General features: G+C 72.8%; 16 protein-coding genes. 4 read left to right on the top strand and 12 right to left on the bottom strand.

Features of this window, described 5'->3' with window-relative positions; genetic code table 11:
• Positions 1 to 24: 24 nt before the first annotated feature.
• Positions 25 to 864, top strand: coding sequence for a diacylglycerol kinase (locus OG488_RS17680; RefSeq protein ID WP_329230387.1), 840 nt, complete (start codon positions 25 to 27; stop codon positions 862 to 864).
• A 9-nt stretch (positions 865 to 873) separates the two neighbouring features.
• Here the strand turns inward: OG488_RS17680 and OG488_RS17685 are convergent, their stop codons facing one another.
• On the bottom strand, positions 874 to 1392 hold the full coding sequence (locus OG488_RS17685; protein ID WP_329238769.1) for a GbsR/MarR family transcriptional regulator: 519 nt from the start codon (positions 1390 to 1392) through the stop codon (positions 874 to 876).
• A 92-nt stretch (positions 1393 to 1484) separates the two neighbouring features.
• Between OG488_RS17685 and OG488_RS17690 the strand changes: the two genes are divergently transcribed.
• From OG488_RS17690 to OG488_RS17700, 3 genes are read left to right on the top strand one after another with little or no spacing between them, the layout of a single operon-like run.
• Positions 1485 to 2426, top strand: coding sequence for an ABC transporter ATP-binding protein (locus OG488_RS17690; RefSeq protein ID WP_329230389.1), 942 nt, complete (start codon positions 1485 to 1487; stop codon positions 2424 to 2426).
• Positions 2423 to 4081: an ABC transporter permease gene (locus OG488_RS17695; protein WP_329230391.1), complete on the top strand. Its 1659-nt coding sequence runs from the start codon at positions 2423 to 2425 to the stop codon at positions 4079 to 4081. Before OG488_RS17690 ends, OG488_RS17695 begins: the two co-directional genes overlap by 4 nt.
• A gap of 35 nt (positions 4082 to 4116) precedes the next feature.
• Positions 4117 to 4497 carry a hypothetical protein gene (locus OG488_RS17700; RefSeq protein WP_329230393.1) on the top strand — a complete coding sequence of 127 codons (381 nt, stop codon included), beginning with the start codon at positions 4117 to 4119 and terminating at the stop codon, positions 4495 to 4497.
• On the opposite strand, the gene OG488_RS17705 is transcribed toward OG488_RS17700, so the two are convergent.
• The 11 genes from OG488_RS17705 to pyrE form a co-directional block, all read right to left on the bottom strand.
• Positions 4480 to 5685 (bottom strand): cytochrome P450, encoded by a 1206-nt coding sequence (locus tag OG488_RS17705; RefSeq protein ID WP_329230395.1) that lies wholly within the window; start codon positions 5683 to 5685, stop codon positions 4480 to 4482. The two genes, OG488_RS17700 and OG488_RS17705, sit on opposite strands and share 18 nt — an antisense overlap.
• Before the next feature lie 9 nt (positions 5686 to 5694).
• Positions 5695 to 6363, bottom strand: a complete 669-nt coding sequence (locus tag OG488_RS17710) for a response regulator transcription factor (RefSeq protein ID WP_329230397.1) — start codon at positions 6361 to 6363, stop codon at positions 5695 to 5697.
• Positions 6360 to 7673: a sensor histidine kinase gene (locus tag OG488_RS17715; RefSeq protein WP_329238772.1), complete on the bottom strand. Its 1314-nt coding sequence runs from the start codon at positions 7671 to 7673 to the stop codon at positions 6360 to 6362. Before OG488_RS17715 ends, OG488_RS17710 begins: the two co-directional genes overlap by 4 nt.
• Positions 7674 to 7741: 68 nt before the next feature.
• Complete coding sequence (locus OG488_RS17720; protein ID WP_329230399.1) at positions 7742 to 8617, bottom strand: alpha/beta hydrolase; 876 nt, start codon at positions 8615 to 8617, stop codon at positions 7742 to 7744.
• A gap of 115 nt (positions 8618 to 8732) precedes the next feature.
• Positions 8733 to 9920, bottom strand: a complete 1188-nt coding sequence (kynU, locus tag OG488_RS17725) for a kynureninase (RefSeq protein WP_329230400.1) — start codon at positions 9918 to 9920, stop codon at positions 8733 to 8735.
• Positions 9913 to 10761 (bottom strand): tryptophan 2,3-dioxygenase family protein, encoded by an 849-nt coding sequence (locus OG488_RS17730; RefSeq protein WP_329230402.1) that lies wholly within the window; start codon positions 10759 to 10761, stop codon positions 9913 to 9915. Before OG488_RS17730 ends, kynU begins: the two co-directional genes overlap by 8 nt.
• Before the next feature lie 155 nt (positions 10762 to 10916).
• A complete protein-coding gene (locus tag OG488_RS17735) occupies positions 10917 to 11330 on the bottom strand; it encodes a DUF3151 domain-containing protein (RefSeq protein ID WP_329230404.1) in 414 nt (137 codons plus the stop codon).
• Positions 11331 to 11333: 3 nt separating this feature from the next.
• On the bottom strand, positions 11334 to 12833 hold the full coding sequence (locus OG488_RS17740) for a DHA2 family efflux MFS transporter permease subunit (protein ID WP_329230406.1): 1500 nt from the start codon (positions 12831 to 12833) through the stop codon (positions 11334 to 11336).
• Between the two features lie 187 nt (positions 12834 to 13020).
• Positions 13021 to 14184: a MalY/PatB family protein gene (locus OG488_RS17745; RefSeq protein WP_329230407.1), complete on the bottom strand. Its 1164-nt coding sequence runs from the start codon at positions 14182 to 14184 to the stop codon at positions 13021 to 13023.
• An 82-nt stretch (positions 14185 to 14266) separates the two neighbouring features.
• Positions 14267 to 15229, bottom strand: coding sequence for a class II fructose-bisphosphate aldolase (locus OG488_RS17750; RefSeq protein WP_329230409.1), 963 nt, complete (start codon positions 15227 to 15229; stop codon positions 14267 to 14269).
• A gap of 167 nt (positions 15230 to 15396) precedes the next feature.
• Complete coding sequence (pyrE, locus tag OG488_RS17755; protein ID WP_147958720.1) at positions 15397 to 15936, bottom strand: orotate phosphoribosyltransferase; 540 nt, start codon at positions 15934 to 15936, stop codon at positions 15397 to 15399.
• Positions 15937 to 15954 lie beyond the last annotated feature (18 nt).

Genomic DNA, 15954 nt, shown 5'->3' on the forward strand with positions numbered 1-15954 from the left:
GATGCTACCCGAGGAAGGACCGAGGTGTCGGCTGCAGAGCCCCCCGGCGACGGCGACCACCAGCTACTCGTGCTCATCGACCCCCTTGCCCGCCGCTACGACGGCGAGTCCGTGCGCATCGCGAAGGACGTGCTGAGCGCGGGCGCGCACACCAAGATCTGCCTTCCGGACGGCCCCGACGAGTTCGCCAGGGCCCTGTCGAGACGGGGTTCCAGGCGCCCGGTGGTCGTCGGCGACGACCACGCGCTGCTGCGCGCGGTCTCCCAGCTCCACCGCGAGCGGGAGCTCTCGGAGAGCGCGCTCTCCCTGATCCCGGTCGGCGCGGTGCACACGCTGGAACTCAGCTACGCGCTGGGCGTGCCCCGGGGTGCGGTGGCGGCCGCGCGCACGGCGCTCGACGGGACCGCGCGCCGGCTGGACCTGCTCGTCGACGACAGCGACGGCGTGGTCCTGGGTGAGCTGCGCATACCGGCGGCCCGGCCCTCCCCGGGCCCGCCCCACACGGTCTGGGACACCTGCCGCACGCTCGTGGCCTCCCTGGTCCGCCCCGCCCCGCCCTCACCCTCCGGCCCCGCCCGCACCCACCGGCTGCGGGTCGAGGCGGACGGTGTCCTGCTGAACGACCTGGACCGGCCGGTCGAGGCCGTCTCGGTGACCTGCCAGGGCGACGGCGGTCTGGCCGACGTGGTGATCCGCACGGCGTCCGGCGAGACGCACACGGCCGAGGCCAAGGCGGTCACGGTCTCCGGCCCCGACTTCCGCTACCGCGCGGACATACAGGTCGGGGGCCCCGTCAGGACCCGCACCTGGACCGTGCGGGCGGGCGCCTGGGGCCTGGTGCTCCCCGCGGCGGACATCGCGTAGGCCCTCCGCTCACCCGGACGTCCTGCGGCTCTCGCGCCACCGGTCCAGGAGCCCCATCAGCTCCGTCTGCATGAACGCGAAGAACTCCGCAGTCTCCAGGAGGCGTGCACCGGCCGGGGTGTCCTCGCCGAGGGAGCGTGCGCCGTCCTTCAGCGTGCGCTCCCAGCGGGTCAGCACCTGGTCGCGGCTGGCGAAGGTGGCGTACCAGATCTCGTCGTGCAGGCGGTAGCGGTCACGGCGTGAGCCGGGATCCCGCTCGCGGCCGACCATGCTGACCTGGGTGAGGTAGTTGATCGCACCCGACACGGCGGCCGGACTGATCTGCAGCTGCCTGCCGAGGTCCGCCGAGGTCATGGAGGCGTCGTCGTCCGCGAGGAGCGCCGCGAAGACGCGCGCGGCCATCCGCTGCATCCCTGCCTCGGTCATCTCCGCCGCGAAGCGCTCGACGAAGCGTGACACCGCGTCCTCGTCGCGCCCGCCCCCTGCGCTCTCCCCCGTCGTTCCGGGTTCCCCGGTCCCGCCGGCCATGGCCTCCGCCGCCTCCTCCGCTTCGATCACGGCCCAACTTTATACGCTTCCTTAACTTCACAACTTTGTGAAATCTGCGTACTTTCAAAAACATGACGAAGGCAATCAGCGTCGCCGGACTGCACAAGACGTTCGGCCGGACGCACGCGCTGGACGGCCTCGACCTCGCGGTCGAGACGGGCGAGGTCCATGGCTTCCTCGGTCCCAACGGCGCCGGGAAGTCCACGACGATCCGGGTCCTGCTGGGGCTGCTGCGCCCCGATTCGGGCGCGGCCCAGCTGCTCGGGAAGGATCCGTGGCACGACGCCGTCGAGCTGCACCGGCGCCTGGCCTACGTGCCCGGCGACGTGGAGCTGTGGCCGGGCCTCACCGGTGGCGAGGCCATCGGCCTCCTCTCCCACCTGCGCGGCGGGGCCGACGAGCGGCGCCGCGACGAGCTGATCGAGCGCTTCGACCTCGACCCGACGAAGAAGGGCCGGGCCTACTCCAAGGGCAACCGTCAGAAGGTGGCCATCGTGGCCGCTCTGGCCTCCGACGCGGAGCTGCTGCTCCTGGACGAGCCGACGGCCGGACTCGACCCCCTCATGGAGGTGGTCTTCCAGGACGTCATCCTGGAGGCGAAGGCCGCCGGCAGGACCGTGCTGCTCTCCAGCCACATCCTCGCCCAGGTCGAGAGGCTGGCCGACCGGGTCAGCATCGTCCGGCTCGGCAGGACCGTGCAGACCGGGTCGCTGAGCGAGATGCGGCATCTGACGCGCACGACGATCGAGGCCGAGACGGCCCGGCCGGCCGCCGGGCTCGACGCGCTGCCCGGCGTGCACTCCGTGGAGATCACCGACGACGCCGGAGGCGGGAGCCGGGTGCGGTTCGCCGTGGACGGCGGACACCTCGACCGGGCCGTGAGCACGCTCGCCGCGTTCGGTGTACGCGGTCTGACCAGCCATCCGCCGACCCTGGAGGAGCTCATGCTCCACCACTACGGCGACGAGCTCGCCGCCAACGGCCACGGCCCCTCCCGCGAGGGCGCGCGATGAGCGCCGCGACCGCCACCCGCACCCCCGCGACCGTCCGGGCCTTCGCCGGGCCGGAGGCGCTGGTGGGCACCGGCGCCCTGGTCCGGTTCAACCTGCGCAGGGACCGCGTCCGGCTTCCGGCGTGGCTCCTCGCGCTCCTCGTCGGCACACTGTCCACGGCGGACAAGTTCAGGACGCTCTACGCCGGCCCCGAGGCCCGCGCCTCCGTCGTCACCACACTGGACAGCCCCGCCGGACTCGCCATGACAGGGCCCCGGCACTACCTGGACGACTACACCTTCGGCTCGATGCTGGGCCATCAGATGCTCGGCTTCGTCGCCGTGCTGGTCGGACTCATGAGCGTCCTGGTCATCACCCGTCACACCCGCGCCGAGGAGGAGACCAACCGCGCCGAGCTGGTCCGCTCCACCGTCGTCGGACGCCACGCGCACCTGGCCGCCGCCCTCTGGGTCGCGGTGATCGCCGACCTCGCACTCGCCCTTCTGCTGGCCGCAGGACTCGGGGCCATGGACCTGGCCCCGGGCGGCGCCGGGGGCGCGCTGCTCTACGGCCTCGCGCACGCGGCCGTCGGCCTCGTCTTCGCGGGCGTCGCCGCGATCACCACACAGGTCACCGCCCACACCCGGGGCGCGTCCGGCATGGCACTCGCCGTCATCGGGCTCGCCTACGCCCTGCGCGCGGCGGGCGACGCGGGCGGCGACGACACGCTCTCCTGGCTCTCCCCGATCGGCTGGGTCCAGCGCACCTACCCCTACGTGGACAACCGCTGGTGGCCGCTGCTGCTCTGCGTGGCCCTCGCCGCGCTCTGCGCCGGCACCGGATTCGTCCTGTCGACGCGCCGCGACGTGGGCGCGGGGCTCCGCGCCGGCCGGCCCGGCAGCCCGACGGCGTCCGGCGCGCTGGTCCACCCGCTGGGATGCGCACTGCGGCTCCACCGCTCCGTGGTCGCCGGGTTCGCCGCGGGGCTCTTCGTGATGGGCGCGATGTACGGGTCGATCCTCGGCGAGGCCGACGACATGCTGAAGAACATCGACCAGGTCCAGGACGCGCTCCGGAGGATCGGCGGCACGAGCACGGTCGAGTCGTTCGCCTCGATGATCATGGTGATCCTCGCCGTCGTGGCCTCCGTGTACGTCGTCATGGCGTCGCTGCGCCCCCGGGCCGAGGAGAGCGCGGGCCGCGCCGAACCCCTCCTGGCGACCGGCCTGTCCCGTGCCCGGTGGGCGGGGAGCCACATCGCGGTCGCCCTCGCGGGCGGCACGGCGCTCCTGGGGTCGGCGGGCCTCGGGATCGGCGTCCTGGGGGCGGCGTCCGCCGGCGACCCCGGACTGGTCCTCTCCCTCACGGGTGCGGCACTCGCCTACGCGCCGGCGCTGTGGGTCACCGGCGGGGTGGCCGCGGTCCTGTTCGGCTGGCTGCCCCGGGCGGCGCCGGCAGCATGGGCGGTGCCGGTGTACGCGTTCGTGACCGGCTACCTGGGACCGCTGCTCCGGTTCCCGGACCGGATGAACGACCTGTCCCCCTTCGGCCATGTGCCACAGCTGCCCGCGGCCCCCATGGAGTGGACCCCCTTGGCCGTCCTCACCCTGGTCGCCGCGGCCCTGGTCCTGCTCGGCCTGGCGGGGTTCCGGCGGCGGGACCTGCGGACCACGTAGGGAACCGGCCGAGGGAGCCGGACGTCCTGACGCGTATGGAGCAGAGGGACGCGGCGGGGTACGGAGGATGTGCGGCGGCGGCTCTCGGCGCGGTCACCGCCCTGTACGTCTGGGGCTCGTCCCACCGCACCGGCATACACCTGGGCACGGGCTTCGAGGGGCAGGGCAGGGACCTCTCCGTCCTGTGGACGGAGCTGCCCCTCGTCCTCCTCGCCGGGACCCTGGTCCCGCCGGTCTCCTGGCTGCTGACCCTGCGTCTGCTCGGCGGGCGGCCCCGGTGCCGGGTCCTCGTCGCGGCCGTGTGCACGGCGGGAGTCCTGGCCCTGTCCGCATGGGGCCTGCACGCCTGGTCGAACCCTCACGACCCGGACCGCGTACGGCTCTCCGGCACCGTCGTCTCAGATCTCGACCCGTAGCTCCCGCAGCCCCCGGATCACGTACCCGGGGTTCCACTCCGGCTCGGCCGCCAACCGCATCCCCGGCGCCTTGCGCAGCAACTCACCGAAGGAAGCGTTCAGTTCGAGGCGTGCCAGCGGCGCACCCAGGCAGTAGTGGATGCCCGCACCGAAGGAGATGTGCGGGTTGTCCTGACGGGACAGGTCCAGCGTCTCCGCGTCGGCGAAACGTTCCGGGTCCCGGTTGGCCGACGCGAAGAGCAGCGCGACCTGCGAACCACGCGGGATGACGGTGCCGTCGATCTCGATGTCGTCCAGGACCCACCGCGCGAACATGGGCACGGGGGTGTCGTAGCGCAGCAGCTCCTCCACCGCGGTCGGCAGCATGCCGTGGTCCGCGCGCAGGGCGGCCAGTTGCTCCGGGTGCCGGAAGAGCATCCACCAGCTGTTGACGGTGGCGTTGACGGTCGCCTCGTGACCGGCGTTGAGCAGCAGCACACAGGTGGAGATGATCTCCTGCTCGGTCAGCCGGTCCTCGTCGTCGTGGGCGGCGATGAGACCGGAGATCAGGTCCGCCCCCGGATCCGCGCGCCGCACCTCGATCAGTCCGCGCAGATACGCGGAGAACTCGACGGAGGCCAGGACGGCGGCCCGTGCCGTCTCCTCCGGCGGGTTCAGCTCGAACATCCCGCAGATCGCCGCCGACCACGGCCGCAGCAGCCCCCGGTCGGCCTCCGGCACACCGAGCATCTCGGCGATGACGGCCACCGGGAGCGGCTCCGCGACCGCGCTCAGCAGATCTCCGCCCCCCGCCTCGACGAAGTCGTCGACGAGCCCGGCGGCCAGCCGCTCCACCACCGGGGCGAGCGCCTCGACCCTGCGGGGCGTGAACGCCTTGGCGACCAGCCGCCGGATCCGGGTGTGGTCGGGTGCCTCCAGATCGAGGATCCCGTTCCCGTTGAGCGTGTGGAAGGGCTCGTGGGCCGGGGGCGGCGCGTCGACTCCGAACTCGTCGTGGCTGAAGCGGTGCAGGAACGTCCGCCCCAGCCGCCGGTCGCGCAGCAGCCCGGACACGTCGGAGTAGTGCGGGACGAGCCACTGCCGCGTCGGCTCGAAGTAGTGCGCCCGGCCGGTGGCGCGCAGCGCGGCGTAGGCGGGGTACGGGTCGGCGACGAACGCCGGGGACCAGGGGTCGAAGGACACGTGCATGGGCCGACGCTATCCGGGCGTGACCAGCCGCGCCTCGTAGGCGAACACGGCCGCCTGGGTCCGGTCCCGCAGCCCCAGCTTCACCAGGACGCGGCTGACATGCGTCTTGATCGTCGACTCGGCGACCACCAGGTGGGAGGCGATCTCCAGGTTCGACAGCCCCTGGGCGATCAGCACCAGCACCTCCGTCTCCCGCTCGGTGAGGTCGCCGATCCGGGCCATGGCGGGCGGCCTCGGCGCCTCGGCGATCTTCGAGAACTCGGTGATCAGGCGCCGGGTCACCGTCGGGGCGAGCAGCGCCTCGCCGGACGCCACCACCCGCACGCCCTCGGCGAGCTGCCGCGCCGAGGCGTCCTTCAGGAGGAAGCCCGAGGCGCCGGCCCGCAGGGCCTGGTACACGTACTCGTCGAGGTCGAAGGTGGTCAGGACGAGCACCTTCGCGTCCGCGTCGGCGGCGACGATCTCACGGGTCGCCTCGATGCCGTTGAGCTCCGGCATCCGGATGTCCATCAGCACCACGTCGGGCCGCAGGGCGGCGACCTGCGAGACGGCCTGCCGCCCGTCGACGGCCTCGCCCACGACCTCGATGCCGGGCATCGCGTTGAGCAGCACGGAGAAGCCCTCGCGGACCATCATCTGGTCGTCGACGATCAGTACCCGGATCGGTGATTCGGTCACGCGCCCTCACCGCCGTCGCGCTGAACCGGAACGGGCAGGAACACCGCGACCTCGTAGCCGCCGTCCTCCGTCGCCCCGGCGGTCATCTCCCCGTTCAGCATCGCGACCCGCTCCCGCATCCCCGTGATCCCGTGACCCGCCCCCGGCGACGGCTTGACCAGCCCCCGCGCGGGACCGTTGACGACGCGCACCCCGAGCCCGCCGAGCACATAGCCGATCTCCACCGTGGCGACGGCACCCGGGGCGTGCCGGAGCGTGTTGCTCAGCGCCTCCTGGACGATCCGGTACGCCGACAGCTCGACTCCCTGCGGAAGCTCCCGCACCGCGCCGGTGACGGTCTTCTCCGTCTCCAGCCCGGTCTCCCGGACGTTGTCCAGCAGCCGGTCGAGCTCGGCGAGGGTGGGCTGCGGGGCGTCCGGCGCCTCGTAGTCCTCCGCCCGTACGACGCCGAGCACCCGGCGCAGCTCGGTGAGCGCGGCCACGGCGTTCTCCCGGATGGTGACGAAGGCCTGTTCCAGCTCGGGCGGCGGGTTCTCCACCCGGTACGGGGCGGCCTCGGCCTGAATGGCGACCACCGACATGTGGTGGGCGACGACGTCGTGCAGCTCGCGGGCGATGGTGGTGCGCTCCTCCAGGAGGGTGCGCCGGTCCCGCTCGACGGCGGTGACGGTGCGCTGCACGGTCACCTCGCGCTGGGCCTCGCGGCGTACCTGCACCATGGCGACGAGGAGCAGGGCGAGCGCCGAGGCCACGGCCATGGGCTGGGTGCTGGAGGAGTAGGGCCCGGCGAAGTTCCCCAGGACGGATCCGACGAGCAGGGTGATCAGCCACATCCAGACGGCGGTGCGCGGCCGGGTCCTCGCCGCCACGACGATCAGCACGCCCAGATGACAGGCGAAGGCACTCCCGCCCCACGGCCAGGCCCCGCTGCTCAGGCCGGCCACCAGGGGAATGGAGCCGATCGACACCCAGAACGCGAGTACGGGGCGGACCAGCGTCATCATCAGCACGGCGGGCGGCACGAACGCGGTGAGGCCTGTCACCATGCCGAACGGGGAGTAGGTGTTCGCGGTGAAGACGCCGTCCATCCCCGCGAACAGCGCGACCAGACCCACCACCGCGTGCGGGAACCAGACGGCTCCCTTCCGGACGGTCCCCGGCAGTCGCCGGATCACGGGCCCGTCCGGGCCGAGCGGGCTCAACGGACGGTAGTCGAGTACGTTCTGGAACAGGTCCTGGCGCAGGCCGGCTATCGCCCCGGCGGCCGCCCGGTGTTCCGGGCTTCGGGTCTTGGTCTCGGTCACGCTCACACGGTAGGCCGCGCGCCGTACCCCGGTCGTCACCAGTGATGCGGATCCCTGGCCGTCCGTCGCAAGTACTACCAGGCCAGCTGGGCGATCTCCTCGGCCACCACCGCGCAGGCGTCCGCGGACGGGTCGATCAGCGGAAAGTGCCCCACTCCGTCCAGCAGGGTCAGCCCCACCATCTCGCCGGCCTTCGCCGCGGCGTCCACGAACGCCTCGGTGACGGCCTGCGGCACGGTCAGGTCCTCCACCCCCTGGACGACGGCCGTCGCGATCCCGGTCGGCAGCAGCAGGGCCGGATCCACGTGGGCGCTCCGCGCCTCGAAGTCGCCCTTCCCGCCCAGGAGTTGGTGGAGGGCGCCTGAGCAGACGTCCAGCTCCACCGCGCTCGCGAAGTCCCCGATGGGCGCCAGCGCGACCACGCCGCGCAGCGGCGGCGCGGCGGGCAGCCGCCACGGCGAGCCCTCCGGGAGCACATGCCGCGCGGCGGCCCACAGGGCGAGCTGCCCGCCGGCCGAGTGCCCGGTGACCACGGTCTTGCGCGGATCGGCTCCGGGCAGCTCCCGGGCGGCCAGCGCCGGCAGGGCGTCCATCGCGGCCGCCACGTCGTCGAAGGTCTCGGGCCAGCGCCCGGCGACCGGGCCCGCCGCGCCCTGCTGCGGGATCTCCCCGCCGCGCCGGTACTCGACGCTGGCCACGGCGAAGCCGCGCCGCGCGAGGAAGTCCGCGAACGGCGAGACGTGCTGCCGGTCGTACGGCGCCCGCCAGGCCCCGCCGTGCAGGAGCACGACGAGCGGAGCCCCGGCGCGGCCGTCCCGCGGCGCGAAGAAGTCGATCACCTGGTCGGGGTGGCTTCCATAGGCCGCGGACCCGTCGGGGGCGACCGCCGGACGGGCGAGCGCCGACTCGGTCTCGGCGGCTTCGCGATCACGCGCGGCAGAATCCGACATGCTGCTCCAACCGTCCTACGCCTGTGCCCAACTGGACTGACCTGCGGGGACGGTACCAGTACGACGGGCCGCGGCCGTACGGGCCCGGAGTGTGGACCCGTACGGCCGCCGGGGCTCAGGCCGCGAGCACCTCACCGAGGATCCGCGCCGCCCGCTCCGCGTCGGCGAAACCGACGTACAGCGGGGTGAAACCGAAGCGCAGGATGTCCGGGCGGCGCAGGTCGCCGACCACGCCGCGCTCGATCAGCACACGCATCACGTCCCCGGCGCCGTCGCACCGCAGCGAGACCTGGCTGCCGCGCTCCGCGTGGGAGCCCGGCGTGACGGACGTGACCCGGCCCTCGGGGACGTAGGCGGCGACGCACTCCAGGAAGAAGTCCGTCAGCGCCAGGGACTTGGCCCGTACGGCCTCCACCGCCACGCCGTCCCACACGTCCAGCGCCGACTCCAGGGCCAGCATGGACAGGATGTCCGGAGTGCCGACCCGGCCCCGTACGGAACCCTCCGCGGGGGCGTACCCGGGGGTCATCGCGAACGGGTCGGCGTGCGAGGTCCACCCGGGCAGGGGCGAGTCGAAGGCCTCCTGGTGGCGCTCGGCGACGTACAGGTAGGCCGGCGAACCGGGGCCGCCGTTCAGGTACTTGTACGTGCAGCCGACGGCCAGGTCGACACCGTGCGCGTCGAGGCCCACCGGCAGGGCGCCCGCGCTGTGGCACAGGTCCCAGACGGCGAGCGCGCCCGCCGCGTGGGCGGCGGCGGTGAGGCCGGGCAGGTCGTGGAGCCTGCCCGTGCGGTAGTCGACGTGGTTCAGCAGGACCGCCGCCGTACGCGGCCCGAGCGCGGCCGGTACGTCGGACGGGGCGACCGGGACGACACGGTGGCCCGTCATGCGGGCCGCCGACCCGGCGATGTACCCGTCCGTGGGGAAGGTCGTCGCGTCGACGAGGATCTCGTCGCGCCCGTCGCCCGCCAGGCGGGTCGCGGCGACGACGGCCTTGAAGACGTTCACGCTGGTGGAGTCGCCCACGACGATCTGCCCGGGGGCCGCCCCGACCAGCGGGGCGATCCGGTCGCCGATCCGCTCGGGCGCGGTCCACCAGCCGCTCTCGTCCCAGGAGCGGATGCGCAGCGCGCCCCACTCACGGGTGAGGACGTCCTGCATGCGCGCGGGCACGTGCCGGGGCAGCGCGCCCAGCGAGTTCCCGTCGAGGTAGACGGTGTCGTCGAGGGTGAACAGCTCGCGCAGCGCGGCCAGTCCGTCGGCGGTGTCGAGCGCCCCGGCGCGCTCCTTGAAGTCAGACATGGCTACGCGCCGTCCACAGCTCGGGGAACACGCTCTTGGTGGCCCGCTTCTCCAGCCAGGCGACCCCGGCCGATCCGCCGGTCCCGGTCTTCGACCCCATCGCCCGCCGGGTGGCGGTCAGGTGGTCGTTGCGCCAGCGCCACACCAGCTCACCGACGTCGGTCAGCACCTCACCGAGGCGCACGAGCTCGTCGTTCTGGTCCGGGGCCGCGTATATCTCCGCCCAGACGGCCTCGACCGCGGGGGACGGCTCGTACTTCTGCGACAGGTCGCGCCCGAGCACCGACTGCGGTACGGGGTAACCGCGGCGGGCCAGCAGCGCGAGCGTCTCGTCGTACAGACCGGGCTCGTGGAGCGCCTTCTCCAGCTCGGCGTGGACGCGGGGCGCGCCCCGGTGCGGCACGAGCATGGACGCGGACTTGTCGCCCAGCAGGAACTCCATCCGGCGGTACATCGCCGACTGGAAGCCGGACCCCTCGCCGAGCGAGCCGCGGTAGGAGTTGAACTGGGCGGGGGTGAGGCCGGCCAGCGGCTTCCAGGAGGCGTTCAGCGCCTCCAGCTCCCGCAGCGAGCGCTTCAGGGCGTCCCGGGCGACCGGGATCCGGTCCTCGCGCAGGGCGTGCGCGGCGGTCTCCCACTCATGGACGATGACCGTGAACCACAGCTCCATGACCTGGGTGGTGACCAGGAAGACCATCTCGCCGGGGTCGTCCGAGCGCAGGTGCTGGAGGTGGGTCAGGACATCCGCCTGGACATAGTCCTCGTACGGCGTCGTTCCCTCGAAGTCCAGGTGCGGGGTCTCCGCACCGGTGGCTTCGGGGTCGGGGTGGTTCGTCGACATTTCTGTCTCCTCGACACGAGCTTCCGGGTAGCGGTCCGCCCCTTCCTCTGAGGTGGTGGAGCTCCGGTCCCCTGCTCGGCATCCTAACGGCCTTCCCGGAGACGCGTCGGGCCCCGCGGGCCGAGGCCCGCGGGGCCCGGAGGCCGGGGGCCGTCTCAGCCCAGGGTGTCGGCGGCGGTCTGTGAGGAGTCACGCAGGAACGACGAGCAGCGCTCGTACTCCTCCTGCTCGCCGATGGCCTGCGCGGCGCGCGCGAGGGCGTGCAGGGCCCGCAGGAAGCCGCGGTTCGGCTCGTGCTCGAACGGGACGGGGCCGTGGCCCTTCCAGCCCGCGCGGCGCAGGGCGTCGAGGCCGCGGTGGTAGCCGGTGCGCGCGTAGGCGTACGACTCGATGACCCGGCCGCCCTCGTACGCCTCGTCGGCGAGCTGCGCCCAGGCCAGCGAGGACGTGGGGTACTTCGCGGCGACGTCGGCGGGCGCCGTGCCGGCGGCGAGCAGCTCACGCGGCTCCGGGTCGTCGGGCAGGTGGGTCGGGGCGGGGCCCCCGAGCAGGTTCTCGTGGATGGACATGGGTCAAGTGTGCCTGGGCCGGGGCTCCGGCTCCAAGGGCGGGGCCGACACCCCGCAGTGCGTCGAGCACACCGGACGGGCCTCCGCCCGGGCCGCGGGAACCGTCCGCAGGGACCAGAAGGCGATCACGGAACCCGCCACCAGCAGACCGGCGCACATCGGCATCGCCCGCCGGAACGTCGAGGCGAACTCCCCCGCGTCGCGGTACGCCTCCGGGCCCATCCCCGCCAGCAGCGGGAGGGCGGCCACCGCGAGCAGCCCGGCGGCCCGCGCGGCGGCGTTGTTGATGCCGCTGGCGAGTCCGGCCCGGCCGGTCTCCACGGCGGCCAGGACGGTCGCGGTGAGCGGGGCCACCAGGGTGACCATGCCGAGGCCCAGCACCATGACGGCGGGCAGGACGTCCTTCGGGTAGGAGGCGCCGGGGCCGACCCTCAGCATCAGGAGCATCCCGGTGGCCGCCAGCAGCGGGCCGACGGTGAGCGGGACGCGGGGCCCGATACGCCGCCCGAGGTCACCGGCGGACGCAGAGAAGAGCAGCATCAGCACCGTCGTGGGCAGGAGCGCGGTGCCCGCCCCGAGCGCCGAGTAGCCGGCGACCACCTGGAGCTGGATCGCGGACAGGAAGAAGAACCCTCCGAGCGCCGCGTACACACAGAACGTCACGACGTTGACGGCCGTGAACTGCCTGGACGCGAAGATCGACGGCGGCACCATGGGGTCGGCCCGGCGCCGCTCCACCTGCACGAAGGCCGCTCCGAGGACCACACCGCCGAGGGCCGCGCCGATCACCATGACGGAGGCACCCTGCTCCGGCACCTCGATCAGGGCGTAGGTGACCAGGGCGAGCGCCAGCGCGGCGAGAGCGGCCCCGAGCACGTCGAACCGGCCGTGGGCGTCCGGGTCCCGGGACTCCGGCACGTGACGCAGGGCCACGGGCACGCAGACGGCGGCCAGCGGCAGATTGAGCAGGAACACCCACCGCCAGCCCGGCCCGTCCACCAGCCACCCGCCGAGGAACGGCCCGACGGCCGCGCCGACCCCGCCGAGCCCGGACCAGAGCCCCACGGCGCGGGCCCGGTCGTCGGGGTGGAAGCTCGCCTGGATGATCGCCAGCGACCCGGGGGTGAGCAGCGCTCCCCCGACCCCCTGCAACGCCCTCGCGGCGATCAGCACCTCCGCGTTCGGCGCGATCCCGCAGAGCAGCGAGGCCACGGCGAACCAGATCACCCCGAGGACGAACACCCGCCGCCGCCCGAAGCGGTCCCCGAGCGCCCCGCCCAGCAGGATCAGCCCGGCCAGGGTGAGCATGTAGGCGTTGACCGTCCACTGCAGCGCGGCCAGATCGGTGCCGAGGTCCTCGCCGATGCGGGGGAGGGCCACGTTGATGACCGTCGAGTCGAGCAGGGCCATGCTGGAGCCCAGCACGGTGGTGAGGACGACCCAGCGCCCCACGGGCGAGGCGACCCGGATCCCTTCGCCGTCCGCGGCGTCCGCATCAGTCATGGAAGCAGCATCGCCGCCGGCCGGCCGGGAGGCCATTCATGAACGCCTGTTCCGGCCGGCACCGAGGGGGGCTTACGCCCGGCCCGGCCGGCCGTACGCCTCACGTCTGATCCGCCGGCCTCGGACGCGCCGCACCCGCTCCGGCCGGCGCCTCACGTCTGTTCCGGCCGGCCTCGGGCGGAAGGCGTCATGCCCGCACCGCCCGGATCCCCCGGACCAGCGCCGACACCCCCGCCTCCGCCTTGCTCCGCGCGCACCCGACGTTCAGGCGCACGAACCCCGGCGCCCCGTACACCGCCCCCGGCATGATCGCGACCTTCTCCCGCTCGATCAGCACCCGCTGCAGCGCCTCGTCGTCCACGCCCAGAGGACGGAGATCGATCCAGGCCAGATAGCCGGCCTGCGGCGGCACCCACCCCAGCTCGGGAAAGTCCGTGTCCAGCCGCTCGCCGACCATCGCCAGGTTCCCCGCGGTGTACGCACGGACCTCGTCCAGCCACGCCACGCCCTCGCGGTAGGCAGCGATGTGCGCGGTCAGCGACAGCACGGCGGGCGAGGCGAGTCCCTCGGCGGTCTCCATGCGCCGCAGATACTCCGCGTGGTCCGCCGGGTCCCCGATGAGCCCGTAGGAACCGGTCAGTGCCGGAAAGTTGAAGGACTTCGACGCGGACGTGATGACGGCCCAGCGCTCGTCACCGGCCACCCGGGCGTACGGGACATGCGTGTACCCCTCGTGCACGAAGTCCGCGTGGATCTCGTCGCTGATCACCGCGACCCCGTGCCGACGGGCCAGGGCCGCCGTCGCCCGCAGCTCGGCCTCGGTCCACACCCGCCCCGTGGGGTTGTGCGGCGAGCACAGCACCAGGACCTTCGCGTCGGCGCGCGCCAGCTCCCGTTCGAGGGCGGCGGCGTCCCCCACCGGCACACCCCGCAGTTCCCGCCCGAGCCCGACGACCGCCTTGCGGAAGCCGTCGTACGTCGGGGTGTGGACGACGACGCCCTCGCCCTCGGCGGTCCACATCCGGAGCAGTTGCGAGAGCTGGTTGAGCACGGACGGGCCGTAGACCAGCCGGCCCGTGTCGATGCGGGTCCCGTACCGGGTCGCGTACCAGTGCGCGACCGCCGACAGGAAGTCGTCCTGTTGCCAGGTGGTGTATCCGAGGACCCCGTGCTCCAGACGGGACCGCAGCGCGGCCAGCACCTCGGGAGCGGTCTCGAAGTCCATGTCCGAGATGGTGAAGGGCAGCAGGCCGTCCACCCCGAAGCGGTCGGCGACGCCGTCCCACTGGACGCACCAGGTGCCCCGGCGGTCGATGACGGTGTCGAAGTCGTAGCGCGCGGGCGTGCTCACGGCGGATCCCTCACTCCTCGGACACGGAGCGGGCCCGGCCCCCCGAGGGGAGACCGGGCCCGCACCTGCGTCCGTGACGTACTTACTTCAGCTTGGTGCCCGAGGAGCGCAGGTTGGCGCACGCCTCGGTGACACGCACGGCCATGCCCGCCTCGGCGGCCTTGCCCCACGTGCGCGGGTCGTAGGTCTTCTTGTTGCCGACCTCGCCGTCGACCTTCAGGACACCGTCGTAGTTGCGGAACATGTGGTCCGCGACCGGGCGGGTGAAGGCGTACTGGGTGTCGGTGTCGAGGTTCATCTTCACGACACCGTTCTCCAGCGCGGTGGCGATCTCCTCGGCGGTGGAGCCCGAGCCGCCGTGGAAGACGAAGTCGAAGGGCTGGCTTCCGGCGGGCTTGCCGTACTTCGCCGAGACGCCCTGCTGGAGGTCCTTGAGGAGCTCCGGACGCAGGACGACGTTGCCCGGCTTGTAGACGCCGTGCACGTTGCCGAAGGACGCTGCCAGCAGGTAGCGGCCCTTCTCGCCCAGGCCGAGCGCCTCGGCCGTACGCAGCGCGTCGTCGACGGTCGTGTACAGCTCGTCGTTGATCTCGTGCGTGACGCGCAGCTCCTGACCGATGGACAGGTTGTCGGCGAGGGTCTCGGCCGAGCCGTCCCACATGTGCGACTGGAACAGCGGGTTCAGGCCCTTGGCGACACGCTCCGCGGACACGTCGAGCAGCGGGCGCACGTAGGCGTCCAGCTTGTCCTTGGGGCAGTGGTCGGTGTGCAGCGCGACGGTGATGTCGTACTTGGCGGCGACGATGTGCGCGAACTCGGCCAGGGCGACGGCGCCCGTCACCATGTCCTTGTTGTACTGGCCGCCCAGGAATTCGGCACCACCGGTGGAGATCTGGACGATGCCGTCGCTCTCCGCCTCCGCGAAGCCGCGCAGTGCAGCGTGCAGGGTCTGGGTCGACGTCACATTGATGGCCGGGTAGGCGAACTTGCCTGCCTTCGCCCGGTCGAGCATCTCGGCGTAGACCTCGGGGGTTGCGATGGGCATCTGTCCGCTCCTTGGGATGTGCGGGTGTGCAGTGCTTGGTCCCTGACCTGGGGGCGACGTCATCGTCGCCCTCATCTTCCCAGACTCTCGCGCCGGCTCCACGCTGCCCGTGGGAGTAACGCTCCCCGTTTCACGTGAAACGGGGAGCGCCTCGATGAAGCCGCAGGTCAGGCCAGGTCGAGGTCGGCCACGGAGTAGACGTGGACGTAGGGCAGACCGGCCTCGGCGATCGCCGGAGCGGCGCCGCGCTCCACGATCACGGCGACGGCCACGACCTCGCCGCCGGCCTCACGCACGGCTTCGACGGCGGTCAGCGGCGAACCGCCGGTCGTCGAGGTGTCCTCGACGACGAGGCAGCGGCGCCCCTTGACGTCTGTGCCCTCGATGCGGCGCTGCATCCCGTGGGCCTTCTGCGCCTTGCGGACGACGAAGGCGTCCAGGCTCTTCCCGCGCGCCGCCGAGGCGTGCAGCATCGAGGTGGCCACCGGGTCGGCACCCAGCGTCAGACCGCCGACGCAGTCGTAGTCCAGCTCGGCGGTGGCGTCGAGCATCACCTGGCCGACCAGCGGCGCGGCCTTGCCGTCCAGCGTGATCCGGCGCAGGTCGATGTACCAGTCGGCTTCCAGACCCGAGGAGAGGGTCACCTTGCCGTGTACCACGGCCTTGTCCTTGATCTGCTGGAGCAGCTCAGCGCGTACGTCAGTCATGTCAACGAGGGTAAGGGC

This window comes from Streptomyces sp. NBC_01460, assembly GCF_036227405.1.
Taxonomy (GTDB): domain Bacteria; phylum Actinomycetota; class Actinomycetes; order Streptomycetales; family Streptomycetaceae; genus Streptomyces.